Genomic DNA, 13,933 nt, shown 5'->3' with positions numbered 1-13,933 from the left:
TTTGTCGCCACGGTCAACGAGGCAGGGCTGGTCGTGTCTGCCCGGGCCGTGGCGCGTGGAACGGCCGATATGGTGCTCGCCCTCCCGGGCGTAGCGCGCAAGGGCGAGATGCTGCTCCACAACCATCCCGGTGGCCGGCTCGAACCCTCGATGGCGGATCTCTCGATCGCGGCGCGCGCGCACGACGACGGGATCGGTTTCGGGATCGTCGACAACTCCGGCAGCCGCCTGTACGTGGTGGTCGAAGTGCCGCGCGCGAGGCCGGAGACCAGACTCGATCCCTTCGATGTGATCGATCTGCTCGGCGAGAAAGGCCCGGTGGCGCGCGAACTGGGCGGATACGAGGATCGCCAGAGCCAGCGCGATCTCGCCGCCCATCTCGCCGATGCCTACAACGATGGCGGCATCCTGCTGCTCGAGGCCGGTACCGGCGTCGGCAAATCCTTCGCCTATCTGATCCCGGCGCTGGCATGGGCGCGCGCCAACGGTGAGCGCACGATTATCTCGACCAACACGATCAATCTGCAGGAGCAGCTGGTCGGCAAGGACTTGCCGCTGCTGCGGCGCGCCCTCACGAGCGGCGACTACGAGCCGACCTTCGCGCTGCTCAAGGGATGGCGCAACTACCTCTGTCGGGCCCGACTCGACACCGCGACCGCCTCGCAGCAGTCACTGCTCGAAGGCGACAAGCTGCAGGAGCTCGTCGACATCGTCGCCTGGGCAAGCCATACCGCGGATGGAACGCTCGCCGACCTGCCGGCGCCGCCATCGAGCGAAGTCTGGGACGAAGTAGCCGCGGAGTCCGACCTCTGTCCACGACTCAAGTGCTCGCACTTCGATCGCTGCTTTGTCTTCCAGGCGCGGCGCCGTGCGGCGCAGGCCGATGTGGTGGTGGTCAATCACCATCTGCTCGCGGCCGATCTCGCGGTGCGGCAGGCCTCGGACAACTGGGAAGAAGCGGCCGTGCTGCCGGCATATCAGCGGCTGATCCTCGACGAGGCGCATCACCTCGAGGACGTGGCCGCCAATCACCTCGGCGTGCAGGTCGGCAGTCGCGGGGTCCGGCGCCTGCTCAATCGGCTCGAACGGAGCGGCAAGGGGCTGGTGCCTTCGCTCCAGCGTGACCTCGCAACCGCCGACGACCTGCTGAGCCGCGCCTCGCTCGATCTGCTGCGTGAACGCCTGATTCCCGCGGTCGCCGAATCCCGCCTCGCGGCGGAGAGTCTCTTCCTGCGCCTCTTCGGGTACGTCGAAAGCGTCGGTGCGGGGCAGATTCGTCTCGATGATGATTTCGGCAAGCACGCCGTCTGGCCGGAAGGACTCACGCGTGAGCTCGATGCCACGGTGCGCGCGTTCCAGTCGGTGTCGGAGCAGGTCGAAACGATCGCCGATCGCCTCGCGCAAGTCGAGATGACCGAGCGCCGCAGTCAGTTGCTGATGGAGTGCAAAGGTGTGCTGCGACGTCTGGCCACCTTCGCTGACGGCCTCAACGCCACCCTGCGTCCGTCGGCGGGGCGACCACCCGAGGTGCGCTGGATCGAACGCACCGGCCCCAAGGGTCAGGCGCTCCAGTTGGCGGCCGTTCCGCTCGATCTCGCGCCGATGCTCCGCGATCTCCTCTTCGACCGGACCAAGACCGTCGCGTTGACCAGCGCGACCCTCGCTACCGGCGGTGAATTCGGCTTCCTCGCCTCCCGGATCGGTCTCGCGGGCAGCGACTCGCCAGTGACGGTGCAGGAGATCTTTCCGTCGCCCTTCGATTACGCCGAGCAGTGTCTCCTGGGGCTCCCCGACGACATCCCCGATCCGCGCGAGGATGAGGCGGGTCACGACGCCGCCATTGCCCACGTCGTGACCGACCTGGCCTGGGCCAGTGATGGCGGAATCTTCGTGCTCTTCACCTCGCATGCCGCGCTGCGCCGGGCAGCCGCCACCCTGCGCGCCGGGCTCGGCTCCCGCTTTCCCATTCTGGTGCAGGGCGAGGGGCAGCGCGACCAACTGATTCGGCGCTTCCGCGAGGCCGGCAACGCCATTCTCCTGGGGACCGACTCCTTCTGGGAGGGGGTCGACGTGCCCGGCCGCGCCCTGAGAGGGCTCGTGCTGGCCAAGCTACCTTTCAAGGTCCCCTCCGAGCCCCTGACCGCCGCTCGGCTTGAACGGCTGTCGGAGCAGGGGGAGGACGGCTTCTTCGGCTACCTGCTGCCGCACGCCGCACTCAAGCTGAAGCAGGGGTTCGGCCGCCTGATTCGCAACGGCAGCGACGTCGGCGTCGTAATACTCCTCGACCGCCGCGTCATCACCAAACGGTATGGTGCGATGCTGCTCGAGGGCCTTCCCCCCGCCGAGCGCGTGGTCGGCAGCTGGCAGCAGGTGCGCACCAAGTGCGAAGACTTCTTCGCCCGTCACGGCATTGGAGCGGCAACATGATGGTGGTCCAACCGAGCAAGATCGTCTGCGTTGGTCGGAACTATGCCGCCCACGCCCGTGAGCTCGGCAACGAAGTCCCGAAGAATCCCATGCTCTTCTTCAAGCCGTCGTCCGCGCTCATCGGCCCAGGCGATGCGATCGTCCTGCCGGCGGTGTCGAACCAAGTGGAGTACGAGGCCGAGATCGGAGTGGTGATCGGTCGGCAGGCACGGCGAGTATCGGCCGACGATGCAATGCAGTTCGTTCGCGGCTTCACCTGCGCCAACGATGTCACCTGCCGTGATCTGCAGAAGCCCGATGGCCAGTGGGGCCGCGCGAAAGGGTTCGACACCTTCTGCCCGGTGGGCCCGGTCGTCGCGAAGGACCTCGACTGGCAACAGCTCGAGATCATCGGGCGAGTGAACGGTGTCGAACGGCAGCGGGCGAAGTCGAGCGACATGATCTTCTCGATCCCGGTATTGATCGAATACATCAGCCATATCATGACCCTGGAACCCGGCGACCTGATCCTGACCGGGACGCCCGAGGGGGTCGGCCCGCTCGCCCCCGGCGATCTGGTCGAGGTCGAGATCCCCGGCGTCGGCATCCTGAGTAACCCTGTCCGTGGAGCGGAGTCTGCATGATCACCATCAGCGATCGGGTGGGACGGCTTCCGGGCTATCCACTCGCGAAGATTCCAGCAATCAAGCGCCGACTCATCGAGTCCGGCGTCGATGTGATCGATCTCGGTGCCGGTGATGCCGACGGCCCGCCGCCGAAGCCCGTGGTCGATGCACTCAAGGAAGCGCTCGATACCACTGCGTTCCACAAGTACGGCTTCCAGCAGGGACTGCCGGCCTTCCGTGAAGCGGCCGTGCGCTGGGTCGAGCGTCGCTTCGGACAGAAGTTCGACGCGACGACCGAGATGTTGCCGCTTATCGGCTCCAAGGAAGGGCTGTCGCACTTGCCGCTCGCCGTCTGCAATCCTGGCGACATCGTGGTGATTCCCGAGCCCGGTTACCAGGCATACATCGGCGGTGCGCTGCTGTCGGGGTCGCAGCCACTGGTGATGCCGCTCCGTCCCGAGAAGCAGTTCCTCGTAGAGTTGACCGATCTCGACGAAGCCACCTTGCGGCGCACCAAGCTGGTGTATGTCAACTATCCCAACAATCCGACGGCCGCAATCGCGCCGCGTGAATACCTCGAGCGCCTCGTGGCGACCTGTCGGCAGTACGGCATCGTGCTCGCCTACGACAACGCCTACTGCGACATCACCTTCGATGGCTATGTCGCGCCGAGCATCTTCGAGATTCCGGGCGCGCGCGATGTCGCGATCGAATTCTTCTCGCTGTCGAAGTCGTTCCAGATGACGGGGTGGCGCCTTGGATTTGCCGTCGCCAATTCCGACCTGATCGGCGCGCTCACCAAGGTAAAGAGCTACGTCGATACCGGCCCGTTCCTCGCGCTGCAGAAGGCCGGCGCCTGGACCCTCGATCACGCCGAAGAGCTGGTCGCCCCGATCCGCGCCGAATTACAGATCCGGCGCGACGCGGCCGTGAGCGCGCTCCGCGAAATCGGCCTCGACGTGGAAGTGCCGCAGGCCGCGATGTACATCTGGGTGCCGCTCCCCCACGGTATCGCGTCGGCCGACTTCGCGACGCGTGCTCTCGAGGAGCAGGGCGTGGTGGTGATGTCGGGAAGCGGCTTCGGCCCGGGCGGCGAGGGCTTCTTCCGCATCGCACTCACGGTGCCCTCGCCCCGCATTCGCGAAGCGGTGACGCGGCTGGGCCAGACGCTGGCGGCCTGCCGTAGCCTGGTGAGTGCCGACGCAACCTGAACGGCAGTTTACCCTCCCACCGGAGCGCCGGGCACCCACGTGGGCGTGGGGGCTGGCCATCGCTGCGCATGCGGCCTTCGCCGTGCTCTGGGCGACGCATCCACACGGGTACGACCCGGCCGCGAAATCGCCCTGGCGGGACTTGATCCCCATCGCGCTGGGGTCGGAAGTGCGTCAGGTCACGATGGTCTATCATGGCTCGCCGCCGCGGCATGCCGCTCCGGCGCCGACCACGCCGGTCACGGTGCGCGACGAAGCACCGACAGCTGCACCAGCGCCGCTGCTGGTGCCGAAGGTCACTACATCGAGCACGACGCCTTCGCCTCTTGCGCTCGCGATCATTCCGAAAGTCGATACGCCGCCAGTCGCGCGCGACGGCCGGATCGGGCCCAAGTACGCTGAGGGCCGCGTCTGGGTACGACCGCTACCGGAAACCCCGAAGCAGATCGCATCCGCGCTGACCGGGAAGACGCCGGCCCAGCTTGCCGATAGCGCCGTCGCCGTGATGGTGCAGGATTACCTCGAGGCGATGGCGAAGGAAGAGGCCGGCCAGAAGAACGCGCCGCCCAGCTGGACCACCAAGGTCGCCGGGCAGCTCGTCGGCCTCGATGCCAAATGGATTTATCTTGGGCCGCTCAAGATCCCGACGATGCTGCTCGGGCTGCTCCCCATCAACTTGCAGGGGAATCCGACGCAGGCTGACTTCAATCGCAAGTTGTCGGTAATGCGGCAGGACCTGTTCGATGCGGCGCGACGCGCCGACAATCTCGCGGAGTTCAAGAAGGCGGTGAAGGAATTGCGTCAGGAAAAGCAGCGACAGAAAGAGTTCGAGAAGAACCAGCGGACCGCGCCGGACAGCTCCCGATGAAGCTCATCGATCAATCGGAAACCGTGATCGTGGTGATCGCGGCCGAGCTCGAGGATGCGGCCCCCGACCGCGAGGCAGCGGCACGGCTTCAGGCCGAGGTCAATCGACGCGGGGCAGGGCATCCGTACCGCCGTGCCGTGGTCGTCAGTGACTTCGCCTGGCAGGAGACCGATCTCTTTCATGTCGCGCCGACCATCGCCGTGGGAGGCCCCGGCGTGAACAGCGTGTCGGGCCGCCTTGGCAGCGAGATCCCGACGGTCTGGACGCAGGATGATCGGATCATCATCCAGGCCGATTACATCCACGGCGCTCCCCGCGCGACCCTCTGGGGCATGGATGCCGCCGCAACCACCGCCGCCGTCGAGACGTTCATCGCTCGCGGCTGGCTCGACGAATTCCTGGACCGCTGCTGGCGCTTCCGTGCCGGCGCCTTTGCCTGAGTGAGCCCAACGTGCCGATGATGTCCCGCACTGCGTTCCTGCTGACCTGCTCGTCGCTTCTGGTTGCTCCACTCGCAGCCCAGCAGCGGTCGGGGCCTTCTCCATTTGCCAAGGTCGCGAGGTCGGTCGCCGCAGAACTCTCGGGAAAGCGTGCGCTCGCCACGGTCGCCTTCGTCGAGCAGTTCTTCCGGCTGCCCGGCAATCGGGGCTTCGACGCGTCCATTGATACGGTCGCAAAGCTTCTCGCGAAGGCGGGGTACGTGGAGCAGTCGAAGGCCACGCCCTCAGATCGACTGACGTACCGGGTTGAGTCGCGGCCAATGCGCGGACCGGCGTGGTCGCCGATCGACGGATCGGTCACCCTGGTGGGGCAGTCGCAGCCGCTGCTCAAGTGGGCTACCAATCACAACATGCTCGCGATCAACTCGTGGTCGACGCCAGCAGATGGCGTCGAGGCGGAAGTCGTCGATGTCGGCCCAGGGGCCGAGGCAGATTTCGATCGTCTCGATGTCAAGGGCAAGATCGTGACCGGCGAGACCTCGGCGCGCAACCTCTACTCACGGGCGATGAAGCGTGGCGCGCTCGGCGTCCTGGCACCACAGAAGCTCGCCTCGTACAAGAAGCCCGAAGTGAATCGCACGGCGATCGAGTTCAGCGCCGTCGGTCTCGACACGCTCAACCGCGGATTCGCAATCTTCCTGTCGACCGCGGCGAAGGAGACGCTGCAGCAGGCGCTGAAGGCCGGACCGGTCCGCGCAAAGGTGGTGGTCAACACCATCATCGAGCAGAAGCCGGAGCGCACGGTGGTCGCCGAAATTCGTGGCAGCAAGCTCCCCGCCGAGCGCTTTGTCTATTCCGCACACGTGCAGGAGCCCGGAGCCAACGACAACGCCACCGGCGTCGGTGCACTGGCCGAGATGGCGCAGGTTGCGGCCGTGCTGGTGAAGGGAAAAAAGGTCGACCCGGCGCGCACCATCACCTTTCTCTGGGGTGACGAGATCACCTCGACAGCGCGCTTCTTGGCCGAAGACTCGACGCGTCGTAGCGGGGTGAAGTGGGGAATGTCGCTCGACATGGTCGGGGAGAACACCGCGCTCACCGGCGGCACCTTCCTGATCGAGAAGATGAAGGATCCGTCAGCTGTCTGGGTCCGCGGCGACGAGCCGCACACCGAATGGGGTGGCTCCCCGATCAAGGCCAGCGATATCTGGGCCTACTGGCTCAACGATTTCGTGAAGCAGCGGTGCCTCGATCGCGCGGCCACCACCAAGTGGGTGGTGAAGGCAAACCCCTTCGAGGGCGGCAGCGATCACACGCCGTTCCTCAACGCAAAGATTCCCGCAGTCCTGATGTGGCATTTCACCGATCAGTATTACCACACCGATCGCGACCGGATCGAGATGGTGAGCGCGTCGACACTCGAGAACGTCGGCAATTGCGCGTTGACGACGGGGCTGCTGCTCGCCGGGGGAACCCCTGCGACGACGAAAGCTGCGCTGACAGAATTTGTGGGAATTGCCGAGAAGCGGCTCGCGACAGAAGCGGCGCTCTCGCGCGCCGCTCTGGTGGCGACACCAGGCGCCGCCACGCTCGCGAAGGAAACGCTGACCCTCGAGACGTGGCGCGATTACTACATCGCCGCCACCGCGAAGATTCCGGAGATAGCGGCGAGCAAGGTGAATCTGACGGCGGCGATCGCGGCGGGTCAGGCGCGGATCAAGGCCGCCGGCAACAAGGGGATCAGCTCGCTGCGGTAGCTGCGAGGCGCCTGAGCGCCTCGCCCTGCTCGATCACGGCCAGCAGTTCGTGCACCGGTTCGCTCACTGTTCCGCCGGTGAGCGCTACCCGAATCGGCTGCATCACGTCGCCGAGCTTGAGTCCGTCACGCTCGGCGAGCGCCTTCAGCGCCGCCTCGATCGCCGGTGCATTCCACTCGACCTCCTGCAGGGCATCGCCGGCGAGTCGCAGATTGGCCGCGAACCGCTCGCCCATCTTCGCTACCAGCGCCGCACCCTTCTCATCGCGCACGACCCGGCTACCATCGAGCCGTACTGCCACCTGCTCGGCGAGATGGGTGATAGTGCGCGCCCGCGCCTTTGCAGCGCCGATCACTGCCAGCAGGTCGTGCCCCGCATAGGAGACGCCCAGAATGTCGAGCTGGCGGGTGACGGGGGCGAGCAGCTCCTCGGCCGGCAGCATCGAGAGGAACTGACCGTTCATCCACTCGAGCTTGGTGGTGTCAAACACCGCCGCCTTCTTCTGGATGTCTTCCAGCGCGAAGCGCGCGATCATCTCCTGCTCCGGCACGATCTCTTCCTGGCCCGGCGACCAGCCCAGCAATGCCAGGAAATTGCGCATTGCCGAGGGCAGGATGCCGAGATCCTGATAATCACCAACCGCCGCCGCGCTGCGGCGCTTCGAGAGCTTCTTGCCGTCGGTGCCGAGAATCATCGGGACGTGCGCGAAGATCGGCTGGGCCGCGCCCAGCGCCTGATAGAGCGCGATCTGCTTGGGCGTATTCGAGATATGGTCGTCGCCACGGATCACGTGGGTGATCTTCATCGCGATGTCGTCGGAGACGACGGCGAGATTGTAGATCGCTGAGCCATCCGAACGGAGGATGATGAAGTCGTCGATGTCCTTCCCCTGCCACGAAATCCGCTGGTGCACCGCGTCGTCCCAGGCGATCTCTTCCTGCGGCACCTCGAAGCGAATGGCATACGGCGCGCCGGCAGCTTCGCGGCGCGCGACTTCATCGGCCGGGAGTGCCAGCGTGGCGCGGTCGTAGCGGAAGGTGCCGCCGCTCGACTCGATGCGGGCGCGGGCCGCATCCAGCTCCTCGGCCGTGAGGAAGTCCTTGTAGGCCTTGCCGGCCGCAAGCAGGCGCTCGGCGTCCGCCTTGTGGCGTGCCGCATATTCGCCCTGGAAGTAGGGGCCCTCATCCCAGGTGATGCCGAGCCAGGTCATCCCGTCGAGAATCACCTGCGTATGCTCGTCCGTGCTGCGCTGCTTGTCAGTGTCCTCGATCCGGAGCACGAAGACGCCGCCGTGACGCTTGGCAAAGAGCCAGTTGAAGAGCGCCGTGCGGGCGCCACCGACGTGCAGGTAGCCCGTGGGCGAGGGTGCGAAGCGAACGCGGGGCTGGGTCATTCGGGCACGGCCTCAAGGGCGACAAGTCGAAGGTCGCGTCGCCTGTCCCGGACTGGGGCAGACTTCGCGACCTCGTGTACTGCAGCGGAGCGAGAGGGATTCGAACCCTCGTTAGCAGGTTACCCCACTAAAACGGTTTAGCAAACCGCCGCCTTCAGCCACTCGGCCATCGCTCCTTCCGGCGCGGGGTCAAGATAACCCGCAACCGCCCTGCCTGTCACTTCCCGGCAATCCGCCGCCGCTCGGCCACAATCGCCCGGGCGGCGGCGGGCATCGTCGGACCGGCCCGGGCGAAGAGGTCACCCGGGATCTCGATGATCCGGCCTGCCTGGACCGCCTTGAGCTCCCGCCACCCCGCTTTGGCCCTGAACTCGGCGAGGCGCTGGCCGGGGCTCTTTCCGTTGGATGTGAGGATCCAGTCGGGCTGCCGGGCGGTGATCGCCTCCATCGAGACCTGCCCCCACGGCACGGTCAGGTCGGCGAAGACATTTCTGAGGCAAGCCGTCTCGAGCAGCGTGGTCATCCAGGTTCCCCCACCCGCGGTCTGCGGTGGGTCGTCCCAGAGGACCAGGAAGACCGAGGGCGGAGTTCCTGCGCCCGAGTCACAGGCCGTTCGCCGAACCTCGGCCAGCCCTTCTCGGAGTACGGCGGCGAGGGAGTCCGCCTTCGCTTCCCGGCCCACAAGCGTCCCCAGCAACTTGAGATTGCGGAGGGCATCGGCCGTGTCGGTCGTCTCGAACGACAGCACCGGAATCTTGAAGGGGGCGATGGCGTGGGCGAGGTCGAGCGACGAGCGATCATGCCAGCCGATGACGACTTCGGGAGAGAGCGCCATGATTCCTTCGGCCGACGGATTCATCCCGCCACCGATCGACGGCAGCTTGGCCAGTTCGGGTTGCCGATCGTAGTCGGTACGCGATACCAGTGTGCTGCCGGCCCCGAGCAGCATCAGCCATTCGGTCATCGCCTGATTCGTCGAAACGATCCGCTGCACCGGCAGGTGCTTGATGGTGACGGGATGTCCTTCGACATCCTGCAGCGTCGTGGTGCGGCCGCCCGTGCCGCCAGCACAGGCGGAGAGCAGCAGCAGCGCGGTCGCGACCCGTTTCACGGCCTGGCTTGCGGGGCCGTCGTCCGGTTTTTCATCGCCGTGGCAATGTCGATGTAGCCGGGTGGCGCATCGAATACCCGCGGCGAGACAAGCTGACGCTTGACCTCGATGACCTCGAGCACGATCTCACCACCAGGGTGCCACACCTTGAGCGGTGTCATTGGTGTGCTGCCGAGCGCGGCCGCCCACGGTGCCGGCTGGCCGCTGACGCTCTTGCCACCCATCATACCGGGGAACACGGCGCCGAGTTGTTTCGAGAGGCACATCCGCGTCACTGCGCCGGCGGCAGCAGTGAACTCGTAGTCTTCGCAGCGATACCCGGCGATCGACTGCGAAGTCCCCAGGGCGCGAATGTCCGACTTCTCGCCAGGCTTCGGCGTCGGCAGGGCGAGAACCGGATTCTTGACGACCGTGATCACGCCCTTGGCGTTGGCGACGCCCGGTGGTTTCGCCATCCCCGGCGGGAAGGGCACGAAGTTCGTCGTGGTGTGCGTCTTGTTGTCGGTGATCGACCGGTACTCCTGCTTGTCGCCTGGCAGCGCCATCACCGTCAGCACCTTCTGCCCCTTGGCGGTAAGTGTCATTACCATCGCACCGGTGCCGCCTGGCCCGCCAACGCGCACGACGAGGGTCCCTTCGAACTGCGGATGTTCGGGACTCGACAGGAGTGCAAGCAGGGAGCTGCCAAGCAGGATGAACGGTCGCATCGAGACACTCACAGAATTGGGAAGTGCTGCTGCAACGGCGCGGGTGAGATTCGAACTCACGAGACCCTTACGGGCCCGCCGGTTTTCAAGACCGGTGCATTCAACCGCTCTGCCACCGCGCCACGGCAGGGAAAGTAGCAGCGGCGCCGCCTCCACTCTAGGTCAGCCCCCCTTGTCCTCCCCTTGGCGTCGCAATTAGCGTTGTGTCCAATGCGTCCTCTTCTGCTCAAGCGGGTTGCCAAGAAGTCCCCTCTGTTCTGCGCCTCGAAGCGCGCGGAACCGAGGGTCTCGACTTGGTCGGCACTGGCTTAGCAGTTCACCCACGACTTTCACCGTGGAGCCCCGCCCGACCATCGTCGGGCGGGGTTTTGTGTATATGACCGATGTGCTGGAACTGACCCGCGCACTGCTCGCCATTCCTTCGCCAACTGGACGGGAGCACGCGGTCACGGCCTGGCTGGCCGACTTTCTTGGGTCGGCCGGCTGGCACGTAGAACGGCAACCGGTGCGGGACGGTCGCGAGAATATCTATGCTCATCGCGGAGCGCCCGAGCTGGTGTTCTCGACCCATCTCGACACGGTGCCACCCGATGTGCCGTTCAGCGAAACGACGACCCACATTCACGGCCGCGGCGCCTGCGACGCCAAGGGAATCGCGGCCGCGATGGTCGTGGCGGCCGAGCAGCTGGTAGCGAGCGGGGAAACGCGGGTCGGGCTCCTCTTCGTGGTCGGCGAGGAGAACGGTTCCGATGGCGCCAGGGTCGCCTTTCTGCTGGAGCCGAAGGGCCGCTTCATCATCAATGGGGAGCCGACCGAGAACCACGTCGTGACCGGCCAGAAGGGTGTTCTACGCGTGACACTCGAGGCGAGCGGCGTCGCCGCGCATTCGGGCTATCCCGAACTCGGTGATTCGGCGGTCGATCGCCTCCTCGATGCCTTGGCCGCGATCCGGAGCATTCCCCTGCCGAGCGATCCGGTGCTCGGGAAGAGCACACTCAACATTGGCCGGATCGAAGGAGGCGCTGCTCCGAACGTTATCGCCCCGAGCGCTCGCGCGGAGTTGATGGTGCGGCTTGTCGGCGATGCCGCGCCCGTGCGGGATGCGATCACCGCAGCGGTTACCGACCGCGTGAAGGTGGAGTTCCCGCTGGAGATCCCGGTACTCCGCGCCCCGGTGCTCCCTGGTTTCCCGGCGATCACCGTAGCCTACGGATCGGACTTGCCATTTTACACTGCGTGGGGAACCGGCTATCAGCTCGGACCCGGCACGATCCATCTCGCGCATACCGATCACGAGAATATCGGCAAGCAGGAATTGGTCGATGCAGTGACCCAGTACGTCGAAGTCGCCCGGATCCTGCTCGCCGGAGCCGTCGCGTGATCGTGATGAAGTTCGGGGGCACCTCTGTTGGTGATGCCGACGCGATCCGACGACTCGTGGATATTGTGCTTGCGGCGTCGCACGAGCGTCCCCTCGTGGTGGTCTCCGCCATGTCGAAGGTGACCAACGCGCTCGTCGCGCTCGATGCGGCCATCGCCTCGGGCCACCCCGCAATTGTCGAGGCAGGAATCCGCCAGTTGGAGGAGCGTCATTTCTCCGCGGCCGATGCCCTCGGGATCACCGCGTCGGACCGCGGTGCGCTTGCCCCGTTGTTCGTCTCGCTACGGAGCATCGCGACTTCGGAGGCGGGCCAGCCGAGTTCGCCGCGGCGCCGTGACCTCATTGCCGGTTTTGGCGAGCTGCTCAGCTCCCAGCTCGTGGTCGGAGCCTTCAGCGCCGCCGGGGGTCCGGCCAGCTGGTTCAACGCTCGCAGGGTGATCATCACCGATGATCATTTCGGATCGGCGATCCCCGACGAGAACCGCATTCACGAGAACGCACGTTCGCAACTCGCGCCCCTCCTTGCCGAAATGATTGCGGTGACGCAGGGGTTCATCGGCGCAACCCCCGATGGTGCTCCCACAACGCTTGGCCGCGGCGGCTCAGATTTCTCGGCGGCCCTCTTTGGAGCGGCGCTCGGCGCAGAGCGTGTCGAGATCTGGACCGATGTCGACGGTTTGATGAGTGCCGACCCGCGGCTGGTGCCCGAGGCGCGGTTGCTGGCGACCGCTACCTACGACGAGGCCGCTGAGCTTGCCGCCTTTGGCGCCAAGGTGCTCCATCCGGCGACGCAGCTGCCGCTGGTCGAGGCCGGAATCCCCATTGTCATTCGCAACACCTTTGCACCGGCTCGCCCGGGTACCTGGATCCGCGCCGATGACAACGCCGAAGACGCTCTGCCAGTCCGCTCCATTTCGTTCAAGCCCGGCGTGACGGTGGTGCAAGTCCGGGCACCCCGGATGCTCGGCGCGTATGGCTTCCTGCGACGTATCTTCGAAGTGTTCGAGCAGCACGAAGTGGTGGTCGATGTCCTCGCCACTAGCGAGGTGTCGGTATCCCTCACGGTCGACGACGTATCCCGGCTCGAGCCGGTCGTTCGTGACCTGCGGCTCGTCGGCGAGGTCGGAGTACGTGGCGAGCGGGGCGTGATTGCGGTCGTTGGGCGAGGTATCCGCGAAACGCCCGGCATTGCGGCGCGAGTCTACACCGCGATCGCCGATGTCAACGTCGAAATGATTTCGCAGGGTGCCTCGGCATCCAACCTGACATTCATCGTGAAGGAAGCCGACGGGCCCGCCGTCGTGCGCGCACTGCATCGCACCTTCTTTCCGGAGGTCGCGTGAAGATCGGCATCGTGGGCGATGGCAGGATGGCTCAGGCAATCGCGGCCGAGGCAACTGCTGCTGGCGACATCGTCGGCACCATTCTGGGCGCGGCCCAGAATGCTGCAGGGTCCGGAATCACGAGTGAACGTTTCGGCGACTGCAACGTGGTCTTCGAGTTCACGGTTCCCGATGCCGCGCCGGTCAACCTGAAGGCGCTGCAGGCCATCGGTGCGACCGTGGTCTGCGGAACAACCGGCTGGGATGCCGAACGCGAGGCCGTCGAGCTGCACTGGAGCAAGGGCCCGGGCGGGCTGTTGATCGCCAGCAATTTCGCCCTCGGGGTACAGCTCTTCTTGCGCGCGGCGAAGGCGCTCGCCCTGGCCGCCGCGAGTCGACCTGAATTCGACGGTTTTCTCCACGAACGGCACCACGCCGCCAAGGTCGATTCCCCGTCTGGCACGGGCCTGCAGTTGCAGCGCACCGTTCGGGCGGCAGATCCAGGGCGAGTCTGGCCGATCACATCGGTGCGAGCCGGGTCGATCCCCGGCGACCACGAACTCGTACTCGACGGTCCGTTCGAAGCGATCACCCTGCGACACTCCGCACGGGATCGCCGCGTATTTGCTGCTGGTGCCCTCACTGCCGCTCGCTGGCTTGCTGGCCGGCGCGGTACCTTCACCCTCGATGCAATGTTCGCAGGAGACTGAG

12 protein-coding genes and 2 tRNA genes are annotated in these 13,933 nt (G+C 65.9%); 9 read left to right on the top strand and 5 right to left on the bottom strand.

From position 1 onward, the window contains the following. Nucleotides 1-33: 33 nt before the first annotated feature. The 6 genes from V4558_00260 to V4558_00235 are packed head-to-tail and all read left to right on the top strand — an operon-like array spanning nucleotide 34 to nucleotide 7,308. The gene (locus V4558_00260; GenBank protein ID MES2303906.1) at nucleotides 34-2,427 is read left to right on the top strand and encodes a helicase C-terminal domain-containing protein; all 2,394 of its coding nucleotides are present in this window, start codon (nucleotides 34-36) and stop codon (nucleotides 2,425-2,427) included. Then, nucleotides 2,424-3,050, top strand: coding sequence for a fumarylacetoacetate hydrolase family protein (locus V4558_00255; protein MES2303905.1), 627 nt, complete (start codon nucleotides 2,424-2,426; stop codon nucleotides 3,048-3,050). The genes V4558_00260 and V4558_00255 overlap by 4 nt, the downstream gene beginning before the upstream one ends. Continuing rightward, a complete protein-coding gene (locus V4558_00250; protein ID MES2303904.1) occupies nucleotides 3,047-4,243 on the top strand; it encodes an aminotransferase class I/II-fold pyridoxal phosphate-dependent enzyme in 1,197 nt (398 codons plus the stop codon). Before V4558_00255 ends, V4558_00250 begins: the two co-directional genes overlap by 4 nt. Continuing rightward, nucleotides 4,227-5,111 carry a hypothetical protein gene (locus tag V4558_00245; protein ID MES2303903.1) on the top strand — a complete coding sequence of 295 codons (885 nt, stop codon included), beginning with the start codon at nucleotides 4,227-4,229 and terminating at the stop codon, nucleotides 5,109-5,111. The genes V4558_00250 and V4558_00245 overlap by 17 nt, the downstream gene beginning before the upstream one ends. Then, nucleotides 5,108-5,551 carry a hypothetical protein gene (locus tag V4558_00240; GenBank protein MES2303902.1) on the top strand — a complete coding sequence of 148 codons (444 nt, stop codon included), beginning with the start codon at nucleotides 5,108-5,110 and terminating at the stop codon, nucleotides 5,549-5,551. Before V4558_00245 ends, V4558_00240 begins: the two co-directional genes overlap by 4 nt. Before the next feature lie 20 nt (nucleotides 5,552-5,571). Further along, nucleotides 5,572-7,308, top strand: coding sequence for a M28 family peptidase (locus V4558_00235; protein ID MES2303901.1), 1,737 nt, complete (start codon nucleotides 5,572-5,574; stop codon nucleotides 7,306-7,308). Here the strand turns inward: V4558_00235 and gltX are convergent. The 5 genes from gltX to V4558_00210 all read right to left on the bottom strand — a co-directional run bounded on the left by gltX (nucleotide 7,292) and on the right by V4558_00210 (nucleotide 10,641). After that, complete coding sequence (gene gltX, locus V4558_00230; protein MES2303900.1) at nucleotides 7,292-8,701, bottom strand: glutamate--tRNA ligase; 1,410 nt, start codon at nucleotides 8,699-8,701, stop codon at nucleotides 7,292-7,294. The two genes, V4558_00235 and gltX, sit on opposite strands and share 17 nt — an antisense overlap. 85 nt (nucleotides 8,702-8,786) lie before the next feature. Beyond that, nucleotides 8,787-8,877 (bottom strand) — tRNA-Ser (locus V4558_00225). Between the two features lie 41 nt (nucleotides 8,878-8,918). Then, complete coding sequence (locus tag V4558_00220) at nucleotides 8,919-9,812, bottom strand: helical backbone metal receptor (GenBank protein ID MES2303899.1); 894 nt, start codon at nucleotides 9,810-9,812, stop codon at nucleotides 8,919-8,921. After that, nucleotides 9,809-10,579, bottom strand: a complete 771-nt coding sequence (locus tag V4558_00215) for a DUF4412 domain-containing protein (GenBank protein ID MES2303898.1) — start codon at nucleotides 10,577-10,579, stop codon at nucleotides 9,809-9,811. The genes V4558_00220 and V4558_00215 overlap by 4 nt, the downstream gene beginning before the upstream one ends. Further along, a tRNA-Ser gene (locus V4558_00210) sits at nucleotides 10,555-10,641 on the bottom strand. Before V4558_00210 ends, V4558_00215 begins: the two co-directional genes overlap by 25 nt. Before the next feature lie 254 nt (nucleotides 10,642-10,895). Between V4558_00210 and V4558_00205 the strand changes: the two genes are divergently transcribed. From V4558_00205 to V4558_00195, 3 genes are read left to right on the top strand one after another with little or no spacing between them, the layout of a single operon-like run. Continuing rightward, the gene (locus V4558_00205) at nucleotides 10,896-11,900 is read left to right on the top strand and encodes a M20/M25/M40 family metallo-hydrolase (GenBank protein MES2303897.1); all 1,005 of its coding nucleotides are present in this window, start codon (nucleotides 10,896-10,898) and stop codon (nucleotides 11,898-11,900) included. Nucleotides 11,901-11,905: 5 nt separating this feature from the next. After that, nucleotides 11,906-13,243 (top strand): lysine-sensitive aspartokinase 3, encoded by a 1,338-nt coding sequence (gene lysC / locus V4558_00200; GenBank protein MES2303896.1) that lies wholly within the window; start codon nucleotides 11,906-11,908, stop codon nucleotides 13,241-13,243. Then, nucleotides 13,240-13,932 (top strand): dihydrodipicolinate reductase C-terminal domain-containing protein, encoded by a 693-nt coding sequence (locus V4558_00195; GenBank protein MES2303895.1) that lies wholly within the window; start codon nucleotides 13,240-13,242, stop codon nucleotides 13,930-13,932. Before lysC ends, V4558_00195 begins: the two co-directional genes overlap by 4 nt. Nucleotide 13,933 lies beyond the last annotated feature (1 nt).

The sequence above is a fragment of the Gemmatimonadota bacterium genome, assembly GCA_040388535.1.
GTDB lineage: Bacteria > Gemmatimonadota > Gemmatimonadetes > Gemmatimonadales > GWC2-71-9 > Palsa-1233.
Note: the sequence above shows the minus strand (reverse complement) of the source record. Positions and strands in the feature narration are given on the sequence as shown.

What these genes read in the sequence shown, in the direction of transcription:
- V4558_00255 (MES2303905.1), top strand. Translation starts at nt 2,424, where the DNA reads ATGATGGTGGTCCAACCGAGCAAGATCGTCTGCGTTGGTCGGAACTAT.
- V4558_00205 (MES2303897.1), top strand. Translation starts at nt 10,896, where the DNA reads ATGACCGATGTGCTGGAACTGACCCGCGCACTGCTCGCCATTCCTTCG.
- lysC (MES2303896.1), top strand. Translation starts at nt 11,906, where the DNA reads ATGAAGTTCGGGGGCACCTCTGTTGGTGATGCCGACGCGATCCGACGA.
- V4558_00250 (MES2303904.1), top strand. Translation starts at nt 3,047, where the DNA reads ATGATCACCATCAGCGATCGGGTGGGACGGCTTCCGGGCTATCCACTC.
- V4558_00235 (MES2303901.1), top strand. Translation starts at nt 5,572, where the DNA reads ATGTCCCGCACTGCGTTCCTGCTGACCTGCTCGTCGCTTCTGGTTGCT.
- V4558_00240 (MES2303902.1), top strand. Translation starts at nt 5,108, where the DNA reads ATGAAGCTCATCGATCAATCGGAAACCGTGATCGTGGTGATCGCGGCC.
- gltX (MES2303900.1), bottom strand. Translation starts at nt 8,701, where the DNA reads ATGACCCAGCCCCGCGTTCGCTTCGCACCCTCGCCCACGGGCTACCTG.